Source organism: Priestia filamentosa, from assembly GCF_900177535.1.
Lineage (GTDB): Bacteria > Bacillota > Bacilli > Bacillales > Bacillaceae_H > Bacillus_I > Bacillus_I filamentosa.
This window is the reverse complement of sequence record NZ_FXAJ01000004.1, coordinates 131,490-154,399: the sequence shown is the minus strand read 5'-3', so window position 1 is coordinate 154,399 and position 22,910 is coordinate 131,490. Positions and strand designations below refer to the sequence as shown.

Sequence of the window (22,910 nt, the reverse complement as noted above, 5' to 3'; positions counted from 1 at the left end):
TTTCTTTGACCTTTAGTAATAGTATATAAATTTTTTCCTTTTAGAACAACTCGAATGCTTAGATTTTCATACCTGCTTCTTCAAAAGTCATCATATCTTCATTCATAAATGTTGCTGCTTCAATAATGTTAAAAGAAAGAGCTGCACCGCTTCCTTCTCCAAGACAAAGTCCTAGTTCTAACAAAGGTTTAAATCCTAAAAACTCGGCTGCTGCTTTTGCTCCTTGCTCCATTGATAAATGAGCAGGAATTAAATAAGGAAGAACTTTAGGCTCAATAGCATGAGCAATAAGGGCTGCTGATGTTGAAATAAATCCATCCACAACAACAGGAATTTTCCGCGCTGCACCAGCTAACATAACTCCGGCCATTGCCCCAATTTCAAATCCGCCAATCTTCGCTAAAACGTCCACCCCATCAGTTTTATTAGGCTTATGTCGTTGAATTGCTTCTTTAATGACAAGGGCTTTATGTGACAACTTTGCTGTTGGAAGGTTTGCTCCTACCCCTGTTACTTCCTCTGGATCTTTCCCTGTAAAAAGAGATACAATGGCGGCACTTGGAGTTGTGTTAGCAATCCCCATTTCTCCTGTGCCAAGCAAGTTTTTCCCTTGATCAATTTGCTCATTAGCAAGACGAATACCGACCTCAAGTGCCGCTACTGCTTTCTGTCTTGTCATGGCAGCTTCCCTTCTAATATTTCCTGTTCCATAAGCAATTTTATAGTTTCGAATAAGTGGATGATTGATATCCGCTGCAACGCCTACATCTGCTACAATAACTTCTGCTCTAGCTTGTCTTGCTAAAGCACAAACTCCTGTAACTCCCTTAGTAAAAAGCTCTGTCTGCAAAGCAGTAATAGACTGAGGAAAAGCTGTTACTCCTTCTGAAAATACGCCGTGATCTCCAGCCATTACGAGCACAACTTTTTTATCTACTTTTGGATGTAGAGTTCCAGTAATGCTTGCAAGCTGTATGTAGAGCTCTTCAAGTCTTCCTAAACTTTTTAATGGCTTAATAAGCGTGTCTACACGTTTGGTTGCTTCTTCCCTTTTATGTACATCAACTTCTGTAATGTTTTTTACTGTATTGTTTAACATATTTATACGTACCCCTTTCACTTCCATTTTAAACGAAAAAGGCAGAGCTCGCTTTAAAAAATAAAAGCGAGCTCCAACTGTTATGGTTTTCTCATATATGTCCAGTGACGGTCATCGTTTGACGTTTCAGGGAAACGATCGCCTGCTTTAAGCTTCAATTGCTTCGGATTGTTTACATTGCTTCCTGTCTCACCGATTTCAATATATCGGCCATTGTTAGGAGCTTTTTGTCCTGGTGTAAAGTGTCGATTTTGACCCATTGTAAAACCTCCTTATAAGCTTTTCCGCCCTCTTAATATACCCTTTCTAAGCTTCATTACTACCTATTAAAAACTTCCATAGAAAAAACGGCCATATCGGCCGTTTTCTACATGTTTTCAAGTGCTTCCTCTATACGACGTTCACCAGATAAAATCTCAAATGTTTTATTTGTTACATGCTCGTTTGTTAAAGATTCAATCAACACGTTTGCAACATCTGCTCTCGGAATGGAGCGGTCTTTCATATCTTCAATTTTTTCTTTTGCTTCAATTTGGCCATTTTCCTCATCATTAGAAAGGGGTCCAGGACGCACAATTACATAGGATAGACTAGATTTCTGTAGATGCTCATCAGCAGAGCCTTTTGCTTCAAGATAAGCTTTCATATTCTGGTCTGATGTAGCATCTGGATTTCCGGCTCCCATGGAACTCAACATAACAAAACGTTTTACTCCATGCTTTTCCGCTTGATCTACAAGTTGCTTCGCTCCCTCTTGATCAACAGCATATGTCTTATCCCGACCGGTTTTTGAACCTGATCCCGCTGCAAAAATGACGGCATCCATTCCTTTTACAGCATGTTCTATATCTTTTTCAAGATCAGCAATCACAATCTCATCTGCTCCTAGTTGCTCCATTTTGGCTTTTTGTTCCTCTTTTCGAACCATGGCAACTGCTTTGTGTTCACCGCTTTTTCCTAGTTTTTCGACAAGAATATTTCCTGTAGTACCGTTTGCTCCAACAATAAGTACATTCATTGATCTTTTCATCCTCTCTACCCACAAAATTAATTTGTCCTTCTTTCTAGTGTTGAAGTTCCCGACTCTTTCTATCCTTAAACAAAAAAGCAGCACACTTTAAAGTGTGCTGCTTGAAATCCTTTTTAGCCAAGAATAAGCTGTAACAGAGCTTTCTGAACGTGCATTCTATTTCCAGCTTGCTGAAAAACGTAAGAGTTGTCTCCATCAATTACTGAAGCTGTTACTTCTTCTTCCCGATGTGCAGGAAGACAATGAAGGAACAAGTAGTCATCTTTAGCATGCTTCACAAGCTCATCGTTTACTTGATAGTTTGAAAAAGCTTTTAAGCGAATATCATTTTCAGCTTCTTGCCCCATACTTGTCCACACATCTGTGTAAACTGCATCTGAATCTTGGACAGCTTCAACAGGGTTCTCTACAATATTGATATTTGCGTCTTGTTGTTCAGCAATTTTTCGTGCTTCGTTCACAATCCACTCTTTAGGCTCATAGCCTTTTGGACAAGCAATTGAAAAATGAGCCCCTACTTTGGCACATGCAATCATTAAAGAGTGAGCTACATTATTGCCATCCCCAATATAAGCTACTTTTAATCCCTTCAATGTACCTTTTTCTTCATAAATCGTCATCAAATCAGCAAGAGCTTGGCATGGATGAAACTCGTCTGTAAGACCGTTAATTACAGGAATTGAACCATACTTTGCAAGTTCTTCTACCTTGCTATGCTCAAACGTTCTAATCATAATAGCATCAATGAATTCTGAGAGCACTTTAGCTGTATCGTGAATGCTTTCTCCTCTACCAATTTGTAAATCTTGCCCATTTAGATAAAGCGCATTTCCACCAAGCTGCATCATCCCAGCTTCAAACGATACTCTTGTACGTGTTGAAGACTTTTCAAAAATAAGACCAAGGGTTTGACCATTAAGAGATGTATTCAACTCTCCTTCTTTACGCTCTTTTTTGAGCTCAACCCCTTTTTGTAAAACTGCTTCAATTTCTTCCTTTGACCAGTCGAGTAATGTTAATAAGCTTTTTCCTTTTACATTTACTTCGTTTGCTTGTAAAGAATTCATTATGCACCAACCTCTTCTCTCTCATTTTGCCATTCTTGAAGCGACTGCACTGTATAGTTTTGATGACTATATCCTTGCAAAAAGACAAAGCACGTCTCTAACTCATTCATAACAAACAAGCCATGTTTTAAAGCTTTTAAACGATTCTCTTTTCCTTCTGAAATATCCTTTAAGCTTAAAAATAATAGAGCGGACTCTCCTTTAGCCCAATCTTCTATAGCGCCTTCTGTTACAAGCTTGACACCTGCTTCTTTCGCTTTCTGAGTAAGAAGCTCTGGAATATCACTGCTGTCCACATAAATTTCTGTGCCCTTATCATGAATCTCAAGATAGCTTTTAAACACTTTATATGCTGCTTCTTCTGCAGTAGCTGCGATGGCAACTCCTTCACCTGTTGACTTCATTTCAGGTCCAACATGCGGATCAACGCCAGAGATTTTCGTTGTCGAAAAGACAGGGAATTTTAGCACTTTATATGGAATATCGGACAATAATCCTGTTTCTTCACAAAGATCCGTCAATAATTTCCCGAGCAATACATCTGTTGAAAGTGAAATAAGGGAAACGCCTGTAACTTTACTTACAAGTGGTACTGTTCGACTTGCTCGTGGATTTACTTCCAATACATAAACAGTTCCATCTTGCACAATATATTGAATGTTCATAATCCCCTTATAACCGACTTCTTTTGAAATTTTCTCTGCATAATCTACAATGTATGCTTTTTCTTTTTCTGATAAACTTTGAGCCGGCAACCATGCATAGCTATCACCAGAGTGGACACCTGCTTTTTCAACATGCTCTACAATTGTTGGAATCACAACATTTTCTCCATCACATACCGCATCAATTTCAACTTCTGTTGTTTTCAAATAACGATCGATCAAAATTGGATAATGTGTTGGATGAACTTTAGCCAAACACTTTTCAAGCTCTTCTTCATTATAGATTGTCATCATTCCTCTTCCGCCAATTACAAAAGATGGGCGAATCAGGACAGGGAATCCAATTTGCTTTGCCTTATGAACAAGCTCTTCTTCATTTGCTGCCATTTCCCCTTGAATATGTGGAATATTTAGTTTTTGAAGAAGCTTATAAAACTGGTCACGATCTTCGAGTGCATCAATTACTTCTTTACCAACGCCAAGAATAGAAACGCCAGCTTCTGTTAACCCATCCACAAGGGAAATAGCTGTCTGACCACCATATTGAACAATAACATCCATTGTCCCTTCTGCTTCTAACACATTTAATACATCTTCAACAGTCAATGGTTCAAAGTATAAGCGATCAGCAAGTTCAAAGTCTGTACTTACTGTCTCTGGGTTATTGTTAATTAAAATTGTTTCATATCCTGCTTTTTCAAGTGCCAATACCCCGTGAACAGAGCTGTAGTCAAATTCAACTCCTTGACCAATACGGATAGGACCTGAACCAATGATAGCAATTTTTTTCTTTGAAGAAGGGATTGTTTCTGTTTCGCCAAAATAGCTTGAATAATAGTAGGCTGTTTCAGAAGCAAACTCTGCTGCACATGTATCGACCATTTTGTAGCTTGGTATGATTCCTTTTTCCTTACGTTTTGCTCGTACAACAGATTCAGTTGTATCCCACACATGGGCAAGCATTGCGTCTGAAAATCCTTTTTCTTTTGCAAGTTTAAACAAATCTTCTTCAACTTTTTCGAGCGTTGTCTCTGTAAGCTGTTCCTCTAACTGAACAAGATGGTGGAAATGATCAATGAAAAATAAATCAATTTTTGTTAATTCATGAATTCTATTCCCATCAAAACCGCGACGCAATAGTTCAATAATACCGAATAGGCGCTCATCTGTTTGAGCTAAGATAAGCTCAACAAGCTCATCTTCACTTTTATGTGCAAGAGAAGGAAGGACCATTCCATCATTATCCATTTCAAGTGAGTAAAGGGCTTTTTGGAAGCTTCGTTCAAAGTTACGGTCAATTGCCATTACTTCTCCTGTTGCTTTCATTTGTGTTCCAAGTGAACGGTCTGCTTCCATAAATTTATCAAACGGAAAACGAGGTACTTTTGTTACTACATAATCAAGAGCAGGTTCAAAGCTTGCATATGTTGTTCCTGTTACAGGATTTAAGATTTCATCTAAGCTGTAACCAACAGAGAGTTTTGCTGCAATTTTGGCAATTGGATATCCTGTTGCTTTTGAAGCAAGTGCTGAAGAGCGACTCACACGTGGGTTCACCTCAATGAGATAGTACTGCTTGCTATTTGGATCAAGAGCAAACTGAATATTACAGCCTCCTACAATTCCAAGTGCTGAGATGATTTTAATTGATGCAGTACGAAGCATGTGATACTCCACATCTGTGAGCGTTTGAGACGGAGCAACAACAACAGAATCACCTGTATGAACGCCAACAGGGTCGATATTTTCCATATTACAAACCGTAATACACGTATTTTTGTAATCACGCATAACTTCATATTCTACTTCTTTAAACCCCGCAATGCTTTTCTCTATTAAGCACTGTGAAATAGCACTTTCACGAAGACCACTTTCTGTTAGTGTTTTGAGATCTTGAAGTGTATGAGCAATTCCGCCTCCTGTTCCTCCAAGCGTATAAGCTGGTCTTACAATAAGAGGAAAGTCAATTTTCTCAGAAAACGCTACTGCTTCTTCAACCGTTGTTACGATTTCACTTTCAGGAACAGGCTCATTTAACTCTTTCATAAGGGCGCGGAATTTCTCACGACTCTCTCCTTTTTGAATAGATTCAATAGGCGTTCCAAGGAGGCGTACTCCGTACTTCTCTGGAATTCCTTGTTCATCAAGGTTCAATGCTAAGTTTAGTCCTGTTTGACCTCCAAGTGTAGCAAGAAGACCTTCTGGCTGTTCTTTTTCAATAATTTTCTCAACAGAGCTTACTGTTAAAGGCTCAAAATATACTTTATCTGCAATATGATTATCAGTCATAATTGTAGCTGGATTGTTATTTAAAAGAATAACTCTGTATCCTTCTTCTTTTAGAGATAAGCAAGCTTGAGCCCCTGAATAATCAAATTCTGCTGCTTGCCCAATTACAATCGGACCAGAACCGATGACTAGTATTGTGGTTAATGTTGTATCTTTAGGCATATGCTTTCTCTCTCCCTGCTTCTTTCATAAGTGTTAAAAATTCATCAAAAATGTAGTTACTTTCACTTGGTCCTGGATGTGCTTCTGGATGATATTGTACCGAAATGACAGGTAACTTCTTATGTGCTAATCCTTCAACAGATTTGTCGTTTACATTTTTAAAGCGAACTTGTAGTTCTGTATTTTCTAGACTTTGTTCATCCACAACATAGCTATGATTTTGAGATGTCATAACGACGCGCTTTGTTTTCAAATCAATTACAGGCTGATTTGCTCCACGATGACCAAATGTAAGTTTTTTAGTTAATGCACCAAAAGTCAATCCGATAAGCTGATGACCCATACAAATGCCGAGGGTTGGGTATGATGATACGATTTCCTTTAAATGTGAAAGTTGTGGATTCATTTGAACAGGATCTCCTGGTCCATTAGAAAGCACAACTCCATCTGGCTTGAGGGCTTCAATTTGCTCTTTTGTGGTATTGTACGGAGCAATCGTTACTTTACAATCTTTCTCCAGAAGAGAATCCAAAATAGATTTTTTAAAGCCAAAATCCATCAACACGACGTGTCGCTTTCCTTCCCCAATTGTTTCGAACTGTTCAACAGATACAGCTTGAATTTGCTTTCCTTCTTTTAACGGATTCACAACAGCTGCTTCTGTTGCAATCGTTGCTCCCATTGTTCCTTGTCTACGAATTCTCTTCACAACCGCTCTTGTATCAACGTGTTTAATAAGTGGAATATCCCATTTTTTTAAATATTCCTCTAATGAGTAATTAGCTTCATAATGGTATTTACTCGTTTTACTTTCATATACCACAACAGCAGACACGTGAGGCTTCTTACTTTCAAAATCTTCTTTGTTGATTCCATAATTGCCAATAAGCGGATACGTGAACACAATAATTTGATCTTTGTAAGAAGGATCTGTTAGTACTTCCTGATAGCCCGTCATTCCGGTGAAGAAGACAATTTCGCCTCCTACATTTTGCTTTGCTGATGTTTTAGCTAGCTCTCCAGTAAATGTTTCTCCGTTTTCTAAATGAAGATAGCCCTTCATAATGCACCTCTCATGAATAATTATTTCTTTTCAAGTATTTTTATACAAGCTTATTCTAAAAAGAAGGTCTGATGTAAAGAACAATCAAACCTTTTACTCTTTTCATTACTGTATTACTGTCGTAGTCATCTCAGTAAATACTTTTTCTAGCTTTTCAATGGCTTCGTCCAGTTCTTCTGTTGTGACAGTTAGTGGTGGAAGAAGTCTTAAAACCTGTGGTCCTGCAGGTAGAGCTAATAATCCACTTTCACGAAGCTTTGTTAAAAGCTCTCCTTGATTCACAGAAGTTTCAATTCCAATTAGAAAACCTTTCCCTCTCACTTCGCAAATTTCTTCAATATGTTGAAGATTCTCAGCTAATTTCTCTGTAAAATAATCTACTTTTTTATTGACTTCTGTTAAGAAACCCTCATCAAAAATCTGAGCCAAGACAGCTTTTGCAGCTGCCATTGCCAGCGGATTTCCTCCAAATGTTGTACCATGTGAACCAACGGAAAAAGTATCACGGAGGAATCCCTTTCCAAGCATCGCTCCTACTGGAAATCCATTTCCAAGCCCTTTTGCAATTGTAATTACATCTGGTTCAATATCATAATGCTGATAGGCAAATGGTTTTCCTGTTCTTCCGATACCTGTTTGCACTTCATCAACAATAAAAAGTGAACCGTTCTCTTTGCAAAGCTTTTGTACATTCTGTAAAAACTCAGCATTTGCAGCGTGAACGCCTCCCTCTCCTTGAACAACTTCTAGCATAACAGCTGCAACATTCTCATTGATTTCACTCGCTAAAGCTTCGCTATCGTTATAAGGGAGGTAAACAAATTCTTGTAAAAGAGGGCCAAATCCTTCTTGAATTTTTCCTTGCCCTGTTGCACTCATTGTGGCAAATGTTCGACCGTGAAATGATTGCTTGAATGTAATCACTTTTGTTCGTCCAGTGTACTTTCGTGCTAGCTTAATTGCAGCTTCATTTGCTTCTGCTCCGCTGTTACAGAAAAAAGCAGCATCGCAGCAGCTATGAGTAACAAGCTGCTCTCCTACTTCTTCTTGAAGAGAAACCGGAAAAAGATTGGAAACGTGCCAAACTTTTTCGAGTTGCTCTTCGATCGCTTTTTGCACAGAAGGTGGACGATGACCTAAGTTACAAACAGCAATTCCAGATATAAAGTCAAGATATGTTTTTCCATTTGTATCAGTTACTTTCGTTCCTTCTCCATGTGCAATTTCAAGCTCTAATCGATTATATGTTGGAAATAACGCGCTCATCATTACACTCCTTACTTTTTGTGTCATATTTTATAGATGTTCCAATTAATCCTTGCTCGTTACAAAATGAAGATGTGCCACTTGCAATATAAACATTCTCTAACGACGATGACAAAGCACTTACAGCTGTTTTTACTTTCGGAATCATTCCTCCTGTAATCACTTGCTCATCAATAAGTCTTTCAACCTCTTTTACTGTTAACGTTTCTAGCAGTTCTCCATCTTTTAAAACACCTTTTACATCTGTAATAAAAAGCAATCGCTCTGCTTGTAATCCTTTGGCAACAGCTCCTGCTGCAACATCTGCATTTACATTTAAAAGCTGACCATTCTCATCCATTCCGATTGATGAGATGACAGGAACATATCCCTGCTCTAGAAGACTATAAAGGAGGTTGCTCTCAACATGACTAACTTCTCCTACAAATCCTAATTTTCCATCTTGAATTTGCCTTGCTTGTAGAATAGCTCCATCGCATCCGGAAAGACCGACTGCTTTGATTTTATTTTTGAAAAGTTTTGTAACAAATGTTTTATTCACTTTTCCTCCGAGCACCATTTGAACAACGTTAAGTACCTCGTCAGACGTTTTTCGAAGGCCTTCTACAAATTCGGTTTGAATATTTAAGCCGTTCAAAGTCTCGGCAATATCCGGTCCCCCGCCATGGACAATTACAACATGATGATTTTGTTTTAGCACGCTAAGACTTTGAAAAAAATCGTCTGTTAGTTCATTAATAATGCTTCCTCCACATTTTATAACAACAACTGATCTTTCCTTACGTTCTGTAGCTAGCATTGATTTTGACATAGTCATACGTTAAGTCACACCCCCATGCTTTTCCAGTTTCTTCTCCATTATGGAGATTCACATGAATGACAACAGTAGAATTCTCAAGGTATTTTGTTGCTTCTTCCTCATCAAAAGGTTGTGGTGTACTGTTTTCGAGCATTGTAATTGGTCCAAGTGCAATATGAACAGTTTCAGGGTTAAGATCTGCACCAGAATAGCCTATTGCACAAAGAACTCGACCCCAGTTTGCATCAGATCCAAATACAGCTGACTTTACAAGATTTGAACCAATAACAGATTTCGCCACTTTGTTTGCATCTTCTTTTGTAGCTGCTCCTGTAACATTCACTTCAATCAGTTTTGTTGCTCCTTCTCCATCTTTAGCAATTTGACGAGCAAGATCTTCACAAACAAACTGAAGTGCATTATAGAAAGTCGACCATTCTTTATGTTCTGTTGTTAATGCTTCATTTCCCGCCATACCATTTGCCAATACAAGGACCATATCGTTTGTTGACGTATCTCCATCAACTGTAATTTGATTAAAACTGTTGTCTGTAATAGAACGAAGAGCACCTTGTAGAAATTCACTATCAATATTTGCATCTGTTGTTACAAAGCCAAGCATTGTGGCCATATTTGGATGAATCATACCTGATCCTTTTGCAGCTCCACCGATTGTCACTGTTTTCCCATCAATTTCAAATTGATAACAAGACTTTTTCATTATCGTATCTGTTGTTAGAATAGCCGTTTGAAAATCTTCCGCTCCGTTTACTCCGTGATTTGTTGTAACATCAAGAATTCCGTTTCGCACCTTTTCCATCGGCAGCATTTCTCCGATTACTCCTGTCGAAGCGACTGCTACATAGTGCTCAGGAACAGAAAGCTTATGTGCGGTAAGCTTTCTCATTTCATATGCATCTTTCAATCCTTGTTCACCAGTACAAGCATTTGCATTAGCGCTATTAACGATAATCGCTTGTAAAAGCTGTTCCTCTGCAATACTTTCTCTCGTTACTTTTAGTGGAGCTGCTTGAAATACATTTTGCGTATATACAGCTGCGCAGCTTGCTGGTTTCTCACTTACAACAACTCCAACATCTTTTTTTGCATGACGAAGTCCTGCATGAACACCTCCGGCTGAAAAGCCTTTTGGAGTTAAAAGCGAGCCCTCTTCTAATTTATAAATCTTCTGTTCTACCTGAACTTGTAGCAATGTTTTCTCCTCCTTGAATCCTTCTATTCTATTACGGGTACATAGGTAGAAAGCCTAAACCTGTCTCTGCTTTTAGCCCCATTAAAATATTTGCATTTTCAATTGCTTGCCCTGCCGCTCCTTTTACAAGGTTGTCAATGACTGAAACAATCGTTACCCGATTTGTTCTTTCATCGTAATCAATTCCAATGTCACAATAATTTGATCCACTTACTTCTTTCGTTGCTGGGAACTCACCTAAAGGACGAACTCTTACAAACGTTGAACCTTCGTATGCTTTTTTATACACATCATAAAGTTCTTCACGAGTCGTAGCATCTTTTACTGTTGCATATATTGTCGACATAATTCCTCTTGTCATCGGGACAAGGTGCGGATTGAATGTGACGTGTCCAATATTGTCATCAAATCTGTGCAATGTTTGTTCAATCTCTGGAATATGCTGATGTTTATTCACTTTATATATTTTCATATTTTCATTAATTTCTGCGTAGTGAGCTGTTCGTGATAGCGAACGACCTGCTCCTGAAAGACCCGATTTTGCATCAATAATAATTGAGTGAGGCTGAATCATTCGCTCTTTCACAACCGGAATGAGACCTAAAAGCGTTGCAGTTGGATAACATCCAGGATTAGAAATAAAAGTACTCTCTTTCACTTCTTCCGAAAACCACTCTACAAGTCCATATGTCGCTTCATCTATGTATTTCTTAGGACCTGGTGTTTTCCCATACCACTTTTCATACATGCCTTCTTCTTTCAATCGGAAATCTCCTGATAAATCTATGACTCTGTTTCCAGCTTCGATAAGCTGTGGTACGAGCGTTGTTGAGATTCCTGATGGAGTAGCTGTAAATATAAGATCAACGCTTTTTGCCATCTCTTCGGGGTCAATTTTTTCAAGCAACCAATTATAGTGGGCAAGATGAGGGTATTCCTCTCGAACTTCTTTTTGTTCTTTTGAAGAAGAGTAAACAGCTTCCACTTGAAACACAGGGTGTCCTTCAAGTAAACGAATTAACTCAACGCCTCCATATCCTGTAGCACCAACAATGCCAACTTTCACTTTTTTCTGGTTTTCTTGAATTTCGCTATCCATTCTATATATGCTCCTTTGTTCGCATGCTCTGTTTCCTCTAAATTTATGTTAAAGAATAGAACACTTAGTTGAATTAATTGTTATTATAACTTTGCATAAAAATAAAGTCAATTGTATATTTAATTCATTTCGGAATACTTTTTCTTTTCATAATTCGTCTTAATACTAGAATCTTAACTCATTTTTATTAAAAACCCTTTCACCTCCATGTATTTATATACCATAACTATTCAAAAAAGATAGCAAAAATTAAAATCAGAAAAACAAAAAATCTATATTTTTAGAATTTTCTTTATTTTTTATTCCTTCAACGTTCTATATACCAATTTTTAATATATGTTAAACCCTCTTTTTTCAGCACCTTGTTATTCTTAATGATTTACATGTCATAAAAAAAGCGTGCCAAGCAAGTCTGGCACGTTTTGATTAATTCGTATCTTTAGTTAATAAAACATCTACTTGCTGACCCTTTTGAAATCCTTTTGTTCCTCCTGGAAGGATTGTTAAACCATTTGTAAAGGCAAGTGAAGATACAACATTTGATTTATCGAGACGAGCGGGATTTACAACAAATCCTTCTTTTGTGTATTCGATGCTTGTTCTCACAAAGCGAGTAAAAGGGTTCGCCTTTAAAAAATCACTTCCAAGCGTTGCCTTAACAACACTGTGGTGAGGTTTTTTACTATGAAGAAACGATTTGATGATTGGATATGTAAAAAGCTCAAACCCAACGTAGCAAGCAGAAGGATTTCCAGATAAGCCAAAAAGAAGCTTACCATCAAGCTCAGCAACCGTTGTGACACTTCCTGGTCTCATGCCTACTTTATTAAAGAGTACAGTTGCACCTAGTTTTTCATAAATAGCTGGCAGAAAGTCAAAATCACCTACAGATACGCCACCTGTTGTAATAAGAAAATCAACGGAGTTTATTGCTTCTTCTACTGCCCTATAGCATTTTTCGAAATCATCTTCCAATATTCCTAAATCTATTGCTACCCCACCGCTTTGTTCAATTTGAGCACATACCATTGGCGCATTGCTGTTTCGTATTTTTCCTGGTTCTAACTCCTGATTTACACTTAAAAGTTCTGTGCCTGTTGCAAATACTCCAATCCTTGGCTTTTGAATAACTTGTAATTGTGAATAACCAAACGTTGCTAAAAGAGCTACAGTGCCTGGATTAATCTTTGTTCCTTTTTCAACAAGCACTTCTCCCTTTTGTACATCTTCTCCTTTAAATGAAATATTATCTCCAGCTTCGAATGATCGTTTGATAGACATAAACGTTTGTTGTTCTTCCACATACGATTGAGTCAATTCAATCATAACAACTGCATCTGCTCCCTCCGGCATTTGAGCTCCTGTCATAATGCGAACAGCATGAAATGGCTGAAGGGGAGCTGAAGCGACCTTTCCAGCTCCTATTGTTTCTACTACTTTAAATGAAACAGGATTTTCTCTTGTCGCATATTTACTATCCTCTGCACGGATTGCAAAACCGTCGTAAGGTGAGCGGTCGAATGGTGGAACAGGATGCGTAGCAATGATGCTCTCTCCCAAATATCTTCCACATGCTTCTTTCAATAATACTTCCTCAACATCTCCATGTTTTATATACTCCATCACTTTATGTACAGCTTCTTCAACTTTTACTGGTATTCTTCTCTCAACCATTAATAAACTCCCCCCTATTATGTATAGAAAAAAATCCCACTAGTGTGTTAAACACCTAATGGGATTTTTTTTATTGTACGCCGAGCGCAATTTTTGCATAGCGAGTCATACGATCTTTTGACCAAGGTGGATCGAAGACAATATTTACTTCAACGTCTTCTACTCCTTCGACAGCCCCAAGAGCTGTTTTCACTTGGTCTGAAAGCATGCCTGCAAGTGGGCAGCCAATAGAGGTTAATGTCATTGTAACAAATACTGTACCTTTATCTTCTTCAACTCCATAAACTAAACCTAAGTTTACAATATCAACGCCTAACTCAGGATCAATTACGTTCTCAAGAGCTTCCATGATGACTTCTTCACGTTTTGCTTCCATTTTTTCTACCTCCTTAAAGTTTGCCTTTTACGGTCTTACTTTTTAGGCTTTTTATGTTCCCATTATAACGACAAATGAAGTCTATTGAAACCAATTACGCTCACAACAAGTAGAAAAAGCGTTAAATCCTTGTTAAAACGTTCATTTCGTCCACTGTTCTACATATACTTGTGTTACAGTAAAAAAGACAAGCTTTATAAGAAAGGAGCTCTTATGCCAGAAAAACATTTGATTGCTTTAGACCTTGATGGAACACTACTAACAGATAAAAAAGAAATTACCCCCTATACAAAAAGAGTCATTACCAGCGCTAGGGAGCAAGGCCATATTGTAATGATTGCAACAGGACGTCCTTATCGTTCAAGCACGATGTATTATAAGGAATTAGACTTAACCACTCCTATTGTGAACTTTAATGGAGCGCTTGTTCATCATCCACAAGACGATTCATTTGGAACATATCATAGCCCAATGAACCACAAAACACTTCACGAAATTGTAGAAGCAATGGAACAGTACGAAATCACTAATATTTTAGCTGAAGTTATGGACGATATGTACGTGCATTATGATGATAGACAATTAACAGATGTACTTGCACTTGGCCACCCTAAAGTGACAAGAGGCGACTTACGAAAGTTTCTCCGAGAAGATCCAACCTCTATTCTTATTCATGCAAATCAATCACAAGTAGACGATATTCGTTCACACCTTTCAGACGTTCATGCAGAAGTTATTGAACATAGACGATGGGGAGCTCCTTTCCACATTATAGAAATTGTCAAAAAAGGAATTAATAAAGCTGTTGGCTTAAAAAGGGTTGCCGAACATTACAACATTCCTACACAGCATATTATTGCCTTTGGTGATGAAGATAATGACTTCGAAATGATAAAATTTGCAGGAGTTGGCGTTGCAATGGGGAATGCTATTCCCTCATTAAAAGAAATAGCTAACACTTCTACTTTAACAAATGAAGAAGAAGGCATCGCTCATTTCTTGATTGACCATTTAAAGCTATAGTAGGCAAATTTTTTCCGTTATATTTTTCTCTCCCGAGCAAACAATAGAACTGACCCCAACCAATGTTGGGTCACTTGCGGGTATACTTTTAAGGGGGAATGAAGAATGGGCAGAAGCAACAAATCAAAACGTTTTGTAAAACAAGGTGCAGACGCAGTAAGTAAACATGCTGAACGTATTCCTTATCACTTAACGCTAGAACAAGCTGAACAAGCGCGTGCTCATTCCTCTTCAACAGGAGGACAACTGTAATGGAAAAGTCATTTTTAAGAAGTCTTATGGAAAGATTTATGCAACGTTCACATTCTGCAGATGGCAAAAAAGCTCAACAGCCAACACGCCGTCCTTCACAAGAAAGTATTGAGATGGCTGAAGAAATTCTCGGTCATCCGCACAAAGGTATTGATAATGTGGAGAAGAGCCATTTAAGTAACTTGCAGAAAAACTTCTCAGGGTCTCATTCTCAAAGCTCACGAGGCCATAACGGGCAGTATGATATAACAAGTGAAACAGTCAATAAAGCTAAAGAAGGCGCTTCAAGTGTAGAACAGAAGCATTTAGACACTTTCTCACAGCAGTCACTACATGGAAGTAGTATGAAGAGTAATCAAAACTACAGTGAAGAAATTGCGAATGAGACTGTTTCAGGAGCAATGCAAAAGGCAGATGCTCAAGAAAAACAGGAGTTAGAAAACTTCTCTCGTCAGTTAAAAGGTTCAAACAATAAAAAATAAAGATAAAAAAGCTGAGGTCATAATACACATGACCTCAGCTTTTTAATTGTCTCTTCTAAAAAAACCAAAAACCCCTGCTGTCTCAATAATATTTGTAAATGCTTCGGGATCGATCTCTTCAATGATTTTTTCTAAGTCATAAAGTTCATACCGTGTAATAACCATAATCATCATCTCTTTTTCTTTGTTCGTAAAAGCTCCTCTAGCAGGAACAGTTGTAATACCCCGTACCATTTTGGCATAGATAGCTTTTTTCAGATCTTCTGTTTTGGTCGTAATAATCATGGCTGTTAATTTTTCGTGTCTTGTATGAATGGCGTCAATAACCCTTGTTGAAACATATAGCGTTACTAACGTATAAAGAGCCTTTTCCCAACCAAATAAAAGTCCAGCAGTTAAAATGATAATAGCATTCAAAATAAAAAAGTACGTGCCAATCGGTCTATCTTTCATGCGAGATAAAATCATTGCAACAATATCAAGGCCTCCTGTAGATGCTCCCCACTTTAACGTAATTCCCATCCCAACTGCTGCAATAACTCCACCAAATACAGCATTTAGTAAAAGATCTTCTGAAACATTTAAGACAGGTACAATAGCAAGAAAGAATGTTGACCCTATAACGCTTATAAAACTATATAAAGTAAATGACTTGCCTACTTTTAACCATCCTAAGATAGCCACAGGTATGTTCAACAATAATAAAAGAGTTCCTGTAGAAATATTAAATGCTGTAAATTCTGTTAAAATGCTTGAAATAAGCTGAGCTGCCCCTGTAAAGCCACTTGCATACACGTTAGCAGGGATTAGAAATAAATTTAACGAACATGCATTTAACAACGCTCCAATCAGTACAATGATAAGGCGCTGAATTTCAATCAGCATCATAAGATTCCTCTCTTTCAGCAGCAAAGTGATTTTTATGTCTTAATATCTAGTTAGAAAGATTTTTTCACAATAAACAAGGCTTTAGAAGCATTCCCTTTGTATCATTTATTGCGTAAAGTCCTATGGATACTTTTCCATTTAATCTTTATAATAGAAATTCAAACAACACTTATTTTTATCGTAAAATAGAAACTTTTTATCTTAACTTTAGGAAGGTGAAATAATGGCTATCCAGCTTATTACAGATAGCGGGGCTGACTTATCTCAACAGACTTTATCTCAATATAATATAACCTCAATCCCACTCCGCGTTCATATTAATGGAGTGGACTATGAAGATTCTCAATCGCTCTATCCAGAAGAGCTTTATGAACATATTCGACTTGGTGATGAAGCAAAAACATCACAACCATCGCCAACAAGGCTTTATGAAATATTAGAACCTCTTGCCAAAAAAGGCGATCCTATGCTTTATATTGCTTTTTCATCAGCACTTTCAGGTACATACCTAACCGCACTCAGCGTGCGTGAGGAGCTTTTAACTACATATCCAAACATTGAATTTGAAATTATTGACTCCAAATGTGCATCCCTTGGTCAAGGTCTTGCTGTTTATTATACCGCTCAACAAATTTTACAATCCAAATCCTTTAAAGAAGTTATTGAACAAGCAAAATTTTATTGCAAAAATATTGAACACATCTTTACAGTTGATGATCTTGCCTTACTAGCTAAAGGAGGGCGCGTTAGTAAAACAGCCGCTTTTGTAGGCGGATTGCTAAATATTAAGCCTCTTCTTCATGTGGAAGACGGAAAACTTATTCCTCTTGAAAAAATTCGCGGACGAAAAAAGGTTTTTCGACGCATGGTTGAACATATGAAACATCGTGCTCCTACCTTATCAAATCAAACAATTGCGATTAGTCATGGTGACGATGAGCAAGCTGCAATTGAGCTAAAAGAAATGATTGTACAAGAATTTGGGCCTCAATCTTTTATGATTGAAATTATTGGAGCTGTAATTGGTTCTCATGCTGGCCCTGGTGCCCTCGCTCTTTTCTTTGTAAATGAAGCGAAAGCAACGGATAAAAGAAAACATCCTGAGTTATCCTAATACCTGTAGTACTATAGAAATGCTTTAAGGATGAAAGGAGCTGTTTTCATTGTCTAAAACAAGTGATAACGATAAAAAAGCAAGAGACCATAATGCTGAGCTTCACGAAAAAAATCTTCTCCGTGAACGTAATCGCAAGCTTGGAAAACATGCAGAGTCAAAGAAACCTGACCACCTTTAAGACTCGTTTCTGTTTTCCATAAAAATGGAATCATCATAGCTTTTTATAACGAATTTAAGGGTAGTCTGTCAACAAGATGAATCATAACGACTAAAAAACTTTGCTTTTAAAAGCAAAGTTTTTTAGGTTTAGGATTGTCTCTATCCTTTATTTTTTCTATAATAAACCCAATTAGACTTGCTCAAAAAGCAAAAAAGATGGTGGAGGTTATTATGGCTAAAGAAAATTCTTTTGATGTTGTATCACAAGTAGATTTGAGTGAAGTAACAAATGCAATCAACATTGCGCTAAAAGAAATTAAAAATCGTTATGACTTTAAAGGTAGCAAAAGCGATATCTCTCTTGATGGAGAGGAACTTATCTTAATTTCGGATGATAATTTTAAACTTGATCAGCTAAAAGACGTGCTAATTACTAAACTAATTAAACGAAATGTCCCAACCCGCAATATCTCTTATGGCAAAGTTGAAAATGCCTCAGGAGGAACAGTTCGTCAGCGCGCAACACTTGTCCAAGGCATTGATAAAGATAATGCTAAAAAGATTAATACAATTGTAAAAAATTCAAAGCTTAAAATAAAAAGTCAAGTACAAGATGATCAAGTACGCATTAGCGGGAAAAGTCGCGATGATCTTCAACAAATTATGAACGCTATTCGTGAAGCTGATTTACCTATTGATGTTCAATTTATCAACTTTCGTTAAGAGTCCTTTTAAGGGCTCTTTTTTGTATAGCAAGGAAAAAACAAGCTCAAACTAAAGTAAAACTTACAAGGAGCCCTGTCATGACGAATGAAAAAAAGACTTTTCCCCCTCAGCACCAGCAACATCAACCAGGTATTGAAAATGAAATGAATCCCCTTCCTGTTTCCATTGATCCAAACTATAAGCCCTCTGATAAATTAGCCGGAAAAGTTGCAGTTATTACCGGTGGAGATAGCGGAATCGGTCGAGCTGTGTCTTATCATTACGCTTTAGAAGGAGCTAAAGTTGTTATTGTATATTTAAGTGAAACAGAGGATGGAGAGGAAACGAAGAAAAGAATTGAAGAAATGAACGGCGATTGTTTACTTCTTCAAGGAGATGTTGGAGACGAATCATTTTGTAAAACTGTTATAGCTGAGACGATGAAAAAGTATGGAAAAATCGATATACTTGTTAATAATGCTGCTGAACAGCATCCACAAAAAAGCTTGCTTGATATTACAAAAGAACAGCTTCATAGAACATTCACAACAAACATTTTTTCTTTTTTCTATCTAACAAAAGAAGCTCTCCCACATTTTAAAAAAGGCAGCACTATTATTAATACAGCTTCTGTTACAGCCTACAAGGGACACGAAACCCTTATTGACTATTCTTCAACAAAGGGAGCTATCGTTTCGTTTACTCGTTCTTTAGCTGCTTCTCTTGTTGGCCAAGGAATACGGGTAAATGGCGTTGCTCCAGGACCTATTTGGACCCCTCTTATTCCCTCTACCTTTGATAGCAAGCAAGTTGAAACATTTGGCTCTAACACTCCAATGGAACGGGCTGGTCAGCCATCTGAGGTTGCTCCAAGCTACGTCTTCCTTGCGAGTGACAGCTCTTCTTATATGACAGGCCAAATGCTACATGTAAATGGGGGAACTCCTGTAAATGGGTAATGAAAAGGCATAGCGTTCTCGCTATGCCTTCTTTTAACGTGTAACTTTTATTTTCATTTTACGTTCAAGCTTTCCTAGTACAATATCAGCTATGACAGCCACAATACAAGCCGGAATTGCTCCTGCATAAATACGAATAGTATTACGGGAGTTAATCCCTGAGAAGATTTCTCTTCCAAGCCCGTCTCCACCAACAATTGGAGCAAGTGTAGCAACACCGACAGCGATAACCGCTGCAATACGCAGCCCGGCCATAATAAACGGCATTGAAAGAGGAAGCTGTACTTTTGTTAGAATCTGAAAATACGTCATGCCAATTCCATGACCTGCTTCAACTGTTGTTTTATTAACTTCTTCAAGCCCAACATACGTATTTCTAATAATAGGAAGAAGTGAATATAAGAAAAGTCCGATGACAACCGTGTAAAATCCTAGTCCAAAGTATAGCATTAAAACAGCTAATAAAGCTAAGCTTGGAATAACTTGAACAACGTTGGCAAGCGTCAAAATAATAGGAGCTACCCTTTTATACCTAGAGCAAATAATGCCAAGCAGCGTCCCGACAATAAGAGCAAGGCCAACAGCAATAATGACCATTAGAAGATGTTCTCCTGTATACAAAAGCAGTAAATCAATATTATCTGCCCAATATCCAAAAAGTTCTTTAATAAAATTCATTGTCTCACTCCGATTTATCCCCGAGTAAACCTCTCTCGGTTAGAAATTCTTTTGCCACATCACGCTCACTTCGATTTTTAATATCCACTTCATAGCTTAATTTTGTAATCGTTTCGGCATCAATTTTTCCTGTTAGCTCATCTATAATTCCTTCAACTTCTGGATGCTCTTTTAAAATGGCGTTACGAGCAACCATTGAAGCATCATAAGGTGGGAAAAATCTTTTGTCATCTTTTAAAACTTTCAAATTGTATTCAATAATGCGTGGATCTGTTGAATAGGCCACAACAACATCCACATCTTTCGTACCTACAGCTTGATATAATAAATTGATATCCATTGCATATAAGTTTTGGAAATTTAAACCGTAATATTTAGAAAAAGGGCGATATCCGTCTTCTGTTCTTTCCTTCCAACTTGAATCAACACCAAGCTTCATACTATCTTGATATGGTTCTAGATCAGAAATGGTTTGTAGGTTCTTCTCATCTGCCTCTTCTTTGCGAACAGTGACGGCATATGTATTTTCCCATCCTAATGGATCAAACCATTTAAAATCGTAATATTTATTAAAACCTTCTTTTGCAATCTTTAATACTTCATCACGATCTTTTGTTGATTTTACCGGAAAGAAATTACTGAAAATAACACCTGAATACATTAAAGACATATCAATATCTCCACGATCCATTGCTTTTAAAATCATTGGTGTTGAAAGCAAATCTGGAATAACGTCTACTTCAATATCTGTTCTATCCTCAATAAGCTGTTTATAAATTTGCGCAACAATCTTTGTTTCTGTAAACGTTGCTGCTCCAATCTTAATCGTATCTTTTGAACTGCAAGATGATAAAAATAAAAGTGAAACAACACAAATGATTGTTAGTTTACTTAATATCCTCATAATATCCTCCTTGGCTGTTGAGATGAACGAATCCAAATTATTTAGGCTCTTTGTGTTTTCTTCACAAGGAAATTTAGTAGAAAATCTACAACAAGGGCGAGGATAACTGAGCTTATTGTACCTGTAAAAATTAAAAAGTTGTTGTTGGTACTCATTCCTGAAACAATTAAATCCCCTAAACCGCCTGCTCCAATAAGTGCAGCGAGCGTTGTCCAGCTAATAATATATACAGTTGTAAGACGCACGCCTGACAAGATATATGGAAGAGATAAAGGTAGTTCAACTTTAAAGAGTCTTTGCATTGAACTAAACCCCATTCCTCTGGCGGATTCAATTAAACTTTGATCAACTTCCTTAATTCCTGAGTATGTATTCCGTAATAGCGGGAGAATAGAATAAAGAAAAAGCGCAAAAACAGCCGGGTACATACCCACTCCAAAAAGAGGAATTAACATGGCAAGCAAGGCAATGGTTGGAACCGTTTGAAAAATGTTTGCAAGTCCGAACGTTAATGAATTAATAACTCCCTCTTTTATACGTGTTAGTAAAATAGCAACAGTAATAGAAAGAATACAGCCCGCAATAACGGCTAATACAACGATTAAAAGATGCTCTCCTAACCGACTCAAAACTTCTGGATACCTAGTTTGTAAAAACACTCCATATTCTTTTAACGTATCCATCTATATGACCTCATCTTCTGCGGAGTAAGCAGATGCCATCAGCTTTACCATACTCCCTCTTGTAATAACTCCAAGGAATATGCCTTCCTTTGTTACAACAGGAACATAAGGCAAATTATGCTCGCTCATATAATCAAGTGCAACAGTAAATGGAGTGTTTTTATGAACAACATAAGTAAAAGGTTCCATTGCATCTTTTAGAGTTTTCGTTTCATCTCGATACTGTTTTAAAATATTCAAAATAGGAGCATAGCCAAGTAATTTTTTACGATTATCTACAACAATTAGCGTATCTACTTTTCTCTGCTCCATCAGTTTCAAGGAAGAAGCAAGCCCTCTCTCAGGATAGGCTGTTACTGGTTTTGGAATCATTACTTCTTCAACTGTTGGAAGTTCATCTCCTTCGAAATCAAAAGCTGAGTCTCCTCCATTTGCTTTTAATCGCTTCTCACCAATGAATTCTTTCACAAAGTCATTTGCAGGATGACGCAGAATTTCATCTGGGGAGCCAACCTGAACAACTTCTCCATCTTTCATCAACACAATATTGTCAGCTATTTTAATTGCTTCATCCATATCATGAGTAACAAATACAATCGTCTTTTTTATATTTTCTTGAAGGTTTGAAAGCTCATCTTGAAGCTGCTCACGACTAATTGGATCAAGAGCGCTGAATGGTTCATCCATTAAAATGATATCAGGTTCTGCGGCAAGAGCTCTAACAACCCCAACACGTTGCTGCTGGCCTCCGCTTAGTTCATTTGGATAACGGTCTCGATATGTATGTGGATCTAAGTTAACGAGTGAAAGAAGTTCATCTACTTTCGTTGAGATTTTATCTTCATCCCATTTTAATAAGCGAGGAACAATAGCTACATTATCTGCTATTGTCATATGAGGAAATAAGCCGATGCTCTGAATAACATAGCCAATCTTACGGCGCAATTGAACTGGGTTCACTTGTGAAATATCCTCGTCATCAATATAAATTTTCCCTTCTGATGGAGTGATTAATCTGTTAATATGCTTCATTGTAGTTGATTTGCCACACCCGCTCGGGCCAATAATCACGTGAATTTTCCCACTTTCAAGCGTTAGGTTTACATCCTTTAAGGCTTGAAATCCATCATTATACCTTTTAAATACTTTTTCTAGTCGAATCATTGATTGTCATCACCTCTTAGGTTTATTGTTCCATGATTGTCACCTTTTAGACCTAAAATATCCGTTAAATTACACAGGTGAACTAAACATTTAC

At 37.5% G+C, this 22,910-nt stretch carries 24 protein-coding genes; 7 read left to right on the top strand and 17 right to left on the bottom strand.

Going from position 1 to position 22,910, the window contains the following annotated elements; translation table 11 throughout:
• Nucleotides 1-58 precede the first annotated feature (58 nt).
• From cobT to B9N79_RS16875, 12 genes are all read right to left on the bottom strand, one after another.
• The gene (gene cobT, locus B9N79_RS16930) at nt 59-1,099 is read right to left on the bottom strand and encodes a nicotinate-nucleotide--dimethylbenzimidazole phosphoribosyltransferase (protein WP_082023558.1); all 1,041 of its coding nucleotides are present in this window, start codon (nt 1,097-1,099) and stop codon (nt 59-61) included.
• Between the two features lie 80 nt (nt 1,100-1,179).
• Nucleotides 1,180-1,359 carry a YjzC family protein gene (locus B9N79_RS16925; RefSeq protein WP_019393850.1) on the bottom strand — a complete coding sequence of 60 codons (180 nt, stop codon included), beginning with the start codon at nt 1,357-1,359 and terminating at the stop codon, nt 1,180-1,182.
• A gap of 107 nt (nt 1,360-1,466) precedes the next feature.
• Nucleotides 1,467-2,117: an SDR family oxidoreductase gene (locus tag B9N79_RS16920; RefSeq protein WP_046216716.1), complete on the bottom strand. Its 651-nt coding sequence runs from the start codon at nt 2,115-2,117 to the stop codon at nt 1,467-1,469.
• Between the two features lie 125 nt (nt 2,118-2,242).
• Nucleotides 2,243-3,196, bottom strand: a complete 954-nt coding sequence (gene argF, locus B9N79_RS16915) for an ornithine carbamoyltransferase (protein ID WP_040057155.1) — start codon at nt 3,194-3,196, stop codon at nt 2,243-2,245.
• On the bottom strand, nt 3,196-6,312 hold the full coding sequence (locus B9N79_RS16910; protein ID WP_046216715.1) for a carbamoyl-phosphate synthase (glutamine-hydrolyzing) large subunit: 3,117 nt from the start codon (nt 6,310-6,312) through the stop codon (nt 3,196-3,198). Before B9N79_RS16910 ends, argF begins: the two co-directional genes overlap by 1 nt.
• Complete coding sequence (locus B9N79_RS16905; protein WP_040057157.1) at nt 6,305-7,375, bottom strand: carbamoyl phosphate synthase small subunit; 1,071 nt, start codon at nt 7,373-7,375, stop codon at nt 6,305-6,307. Before B9N79_RS16905 ends, B9N79_RS16910 begins: the two co-directional genes overlap by 8 nt.
• A 105-nt stretch (nt 7,376-7,480) precedes the next feature.
• Nucleotides 7,481-8,641: an acetylornithine transaminase gene (locus tag B9N79_RS16900; protein WP_040057158.1), complete on the bottom strand. Its 1,161-nt coding sequence runs from the start codon at nt 8,639-8,641 to the stop codon at nt 7,481-7,483.
• The gene (gene argB / locus B9N79_RS16895) at nt 8,616-9,458 is read right to left on the bottom strand and encodes an acetylglutamate kinase (protein ID WP_082023559.1); all 843 of its coding nucleotides are present in this window, start codon (nt 9,456-9,458) and stop codon (nt 8,616-8,618) included. The genes B9N79_RS16900 and argB overlap by 26 nt, the downstream gene beginning before the upstream one ends.
• Entirely contained in the window at nt 9,421-10,653 is a 1,233-nt protein-coding gene (gene argJ, locus B9N79_RS16890) for a bifunctional ornithine acetyltransferase/N-acetylglutamate synthase (RefSeq protein WP_040057159.1), read from the bottom strand. The genes argB and argJ overlap by 38 nt, the downstream gene beginning before the upstream one ends.
• Nucleotides 10,654-10,684: 31 nt before the next feature.
• A complete protein-coding gene (argC, locus tag B9N79_RS16885; protein ID WP_082023560.1) occupies nt 10,685-11,752 on the bottom strand; it encodes an N-acetyl-gamma-glutamyl-phosphate reductase in 1,068 nt (355 codons plus the stop codon).
• A 426-nt stretch (nt 11,753-12,178) separates the two neighbouring features.
• Nucleotides 12,179-13,426 (bottom strand): molybdopterin molybdotransferase MoeA, encoded by a 1,248-nt coding sequence (locus B9N79_RS16880; protein WP_085118701.1) that lies wholly within the window; start codon nt 13,424-13,426, stop codon nt 12,179-12,181.
• A gap of 70 nt (nt 13,427-13,496) precedes the next feature.
• Complete coding sequence (locus B9N79_RS16875; protein WP_019393860.1) at nt 13,497-13,802, bottom strand: metal-sulfur cluster assembly factor; 306 nt, start codon at nt 13,800-13,802, stop codon at nt 13,497-13,499.
• Nucleotides 13,803-14,015: 213 nt separating this feature from the next.
• Between B9N79_RS16875 and B9N79_RS16870 the strand changes: the two genes are divergently transcribed.
• From B9N79_RS16870 to B9N79_RS16865, 3 genes are all read left to right on the top strand, one after another.
• Nucleotides 14,016-14,825: a Cof-type HAD-IIB family hydrolase gene (locus B9N79_RS16870; protein WP_040057161.1), complete on the top strand. Its 810-nt coding sequence runs from the start codon at nt 14,016-14,018 to the stop codon at nt 14,823-14,825.
• A 105-nt stretch (nt 14,826-14,930) separates the two neighbouring features.
• Complete coding sequence (locus B9N79_RS26200) at nt 14,931-15,077, top strand: hypothetical protein (protein ID WP_019393862.1); 147 nt, start codon at nt 14,931-14,933, stop codon at nt 15,075-15,077.
• A complete protein-coding gene (locus B9N79_RS16865; RefSeq protein ID WP_019393863.1) occupies nt 15,077-15,559 on the top strand; it encodes a hypothetical protein in 483 nt (160 codons plus the stop codon). Before B9N79_RS26200 ends, B9N79_RS16865 begins: the two co-directional genes overlap by 1 nt.
• Nucleotides 15,560-15,601: 42 nt before the next feature.
• Here the strand turns inward: B9N79_RS16865 and B9N79_RS16860 are convergent, their stop codons facing one another.
• On the bottom strand, nt 15,602-16,447 hold the full coding sequence (locus B9N79_RS16860) for a YitT family protein (protein WP_040057162.1): 846 nt from the start codon (nt 16,445-16,447) through the stop codon (nt 15,602-15,604).
• Nucleotides 16,448-16,670: 223 nt separating this feature from the next.
• On the opposite strand from B9N79_RS16860, the gene B9N79_RS16855 reads away from it, so the two are divergent.
• From B9N79_RS16855 to B9N79_RS16845, 4 genes are all read left to right on the top strand, one after another.
• Nucleotides 16,671-17,561, top strand: coding sequence for a DegV family protein (locus B9N79_RS16855; protein WP_019393865.1), 891 nt, complete (start codon nt 16,671-16,673; stop codon nt 17,559-17,561).
• Nucleotides 17,562-17,610: 49 nt separating this feature from the next.
• The gene (locus B9N79_RS25860) at nt 17,611-17,742 is read left to right on the top strand and encodes a DUF3941 domain-containing protein (protein ID WP_019393866.1); all 132 of its coding nucleotides are present in this window, start codon (nt 17,611-17,613) and stop codon (nt 17,740-17,742) included.
• A gap of 212 nt (nt 17,743-17,954) precedes the next feature.
• Complete coding sequence (locus tag B9N79_RS16850; protein ID WP_019393867.1) at nt 17,955-18,446, top strand: YajQ family cyclic di-GMP-binding protein; 492 nt, start codon at nt 17,955-17,957, stop codon at nt 18,444-18,446.
• Between the two features lie 80 nt (nt 18,447-18,526).
• A complete protein-coding gene (locus B9N79_RS16845; protein WP_040057163.1) occupies nt 18,527-19,387 on the top strand; it encodes an SDR family oxidoreductase in 861 nt (286 codons plus the stop codon).
• Between the two features lie 33 nt (nt 19,388-19,420).
• On the opposite strand, the gene B9N79_RS16840 is transcribed toward B9N79_RS16845, so the two are convergent.
• From B9N79_RS16840 to B9N79_RS16825, 4 genes are read right to left on the bottom strand one after another with little or no spacing between them, the layout of a single operon-like run.
• Nucleotides 19,421-20,065, bottom strand: coding sequence for an ABC transporter permease (locus B9N79_RS16840; RefSeq protein ID WP_182928750.1), 645 nt, complete (start codon nt 20,063-20,065; stop codon nt 19,421-19,423).
• Nucleotides 20,066-20,069: 4 nt separating this feature from the next.
• A complete protein-coding gene (locus tag B9N79_RS16835; RefSeq protein WP_019393870.1) occupies nt 20,070-20,969 on the bottom strand; it encodes a glycine betaine ABC transporter substrate-binding protein in 900 nt (299 codons plus the stop codon).
• 41 nt (nt 20,970-21,010) lie between these two features.
• Nucleotides 21,011-21,652, bottom strand: coding sequence for an ABC transporter permease (locus B9N79_RS16830; RefSeq protein WP_019393871.1), 642 nt, complete (start codon nt 21,650-21,652; stop codon nt 21,011-21,013).
• Nucleotides 21,653-22,816, bottom strand: a complete 1,164-nt coding sequence (locus B9N79_RS16825) for an ABC transporter ATP-binding protein (protein WP_019393872.1) — start codon at nt 22,814-22,816, stop codon at nt 21,653-21,655.
• Nucleotides 22,817-22,910 lie beyond the last annotated feature (94 nt).

Bases quoted from the DNA above. Each gene is read 5' to 3' on its own strand.
- cobT (WP_082023558.1), bottom strand. From the start codon at position 1,099: ATGTTAAACAATACAGTAAAAAACATTACAGAAGTTGATGTACATAAA.
- B9N79_RS16925 (WP_019393850.1), bottom strand. From the start codon at position 1,359: ATGGGTCAAAATCGACACTTTACACCAGGACAAAAAGCTCCTAACAAT.
- B9N79_RS16920 (WP_046216716.1), bottom strand. From the start codon at position 2,117: ATGAATGTACTTATTGTTGGAGCAAACGGTACTACAGGAAATATTCTT.
- argF (WP_040057155.1), bottom strand. From the start codon at position 3,196: ATGAATTCTTTACAAGCAAACGAAGTAAATGTAAAAGGAAAAAGCTTA.
- B9N79_RS16910 (WP_046216715.1), bottom strand. From the start codon at position 6,312: ATGCCTAAAGATACAACATTAACCACAATACTAGTCATCGGTTCTGGT.
- B9N79_RS16905 (WP_040057157.1), bottom strand. From the start codon at position 7,375: ATGAAGGGCTATCTTCATTTAGAAAACGGAGAAACATTTACTGGAGAG.
- B9N79_RS16900 (WP_040057158.1), bottom strand. From the start codon at position 8,641: ATGAGCGCGTTATTTCCAACATATAATCGATTAGAGCTTGAAATTGCA.
- argB (WP_082023559.1), bottom strand. From the start codon at position 9,458: ATGACTATGTCAAAATCAATGCTAGCTACAGAACGTAAGGAAAGATCA.
- argC (WP_082023560.1), bottom strand. From the start codon at position 11,752: ATGGATAGCGAAATTCAAGAAAACCAGAAAAAAGTGAAAGTTGGCATT.
- B9N79_RS16880 (WP_085118701.1), bottom strand. From the start codon at position 13,426: ATGGTTGAGAGAAGAATACCAGTAAAAGTTGAAGAAGCTGTACATAAA.
- B9N79_RS16875 (WP_019393860.1), bottom strand. From the start codon at position 13,802: ATGGAAGCAAAACGTGAAGAAGTCATCATGGAAGCTCTTGAGAACGTA.
- B9N79_RS16870 (WP_040057161.1), top strand. From the start codon at position 14,016: ATGCCAGAAAAACATTTGATTGCTTTAGACCTTGATGGAACACTACTA.
- B9N79_RS26200 (WP_019393862.1), top strand. From the start codon at position 14,931: ATGGGCAGAAGCAACAAATCAAAACGTTTTGTAAAACAAGGTGCAGAC.
- B9N79_RS16865 (WP_019393863.1), top strand. From the start codon at position 15,077: ATGGAAAAGTCATTTTTAAGAAGTCTTATGGAAAGATTTATGCAACGT.
- B9N79_RS16860 (WP_040057162.1), bottom strand. From the start codon at position 16,447: ATGATGCTGATTGAAATTCAGCGCCTTATCATTGTACTGATTGGAGCG.
- B9N79_RS16855 (WP_019393865.1), top strand. From the start codon at position 16,671: ATGGCTATCCAGCTTATTACAGATAGCGGGGCTGACTTATCTCAACAG.
- B9N79_RS16850 (WP_019393867.1), top strand. From the start codon at position 17,955: ATGGCTAAAGAAAATTCTTTTGATGTTGTATCACAAGTAGATTTGAGT.
- B9N79_RS16845 (WP_040057163.1), top strand. From the start codon at position 18,527: ATGACGAATGAAAAAAAGACTTTTCCCCCTCAGCACCAGCAACATCAA.
- B9N79_RS16840 (WP_182928750.1), bottom strand. From the start codon at position 20,065: ATGAATTTTATTAAAGAACTTTTTGGATATTGGGCAGATAATATTGAT.
- B9N79_RS16835 (WP_019393870.1), bottom strand. From the start codon at position 20,969: ATGAGGATATTAAGTAAACTAACAATCATTTGTGTTGTTTCACTTTTA.
- B9N79_RS16830 (WP_019393871.1), bottom strand. From the start codon at position 21,652: ATGGATACGTTAAAAGAATATGGAGTGTTTTTACAAACTAGGTATCCA.
- B9N79_RS16825 (WP_019393872.1), bottom strand. From the start codon at position 22,816: ATGATTCGACTAGAAAAAGTATTTAAAAGGTATAATGATGGATTTCAA.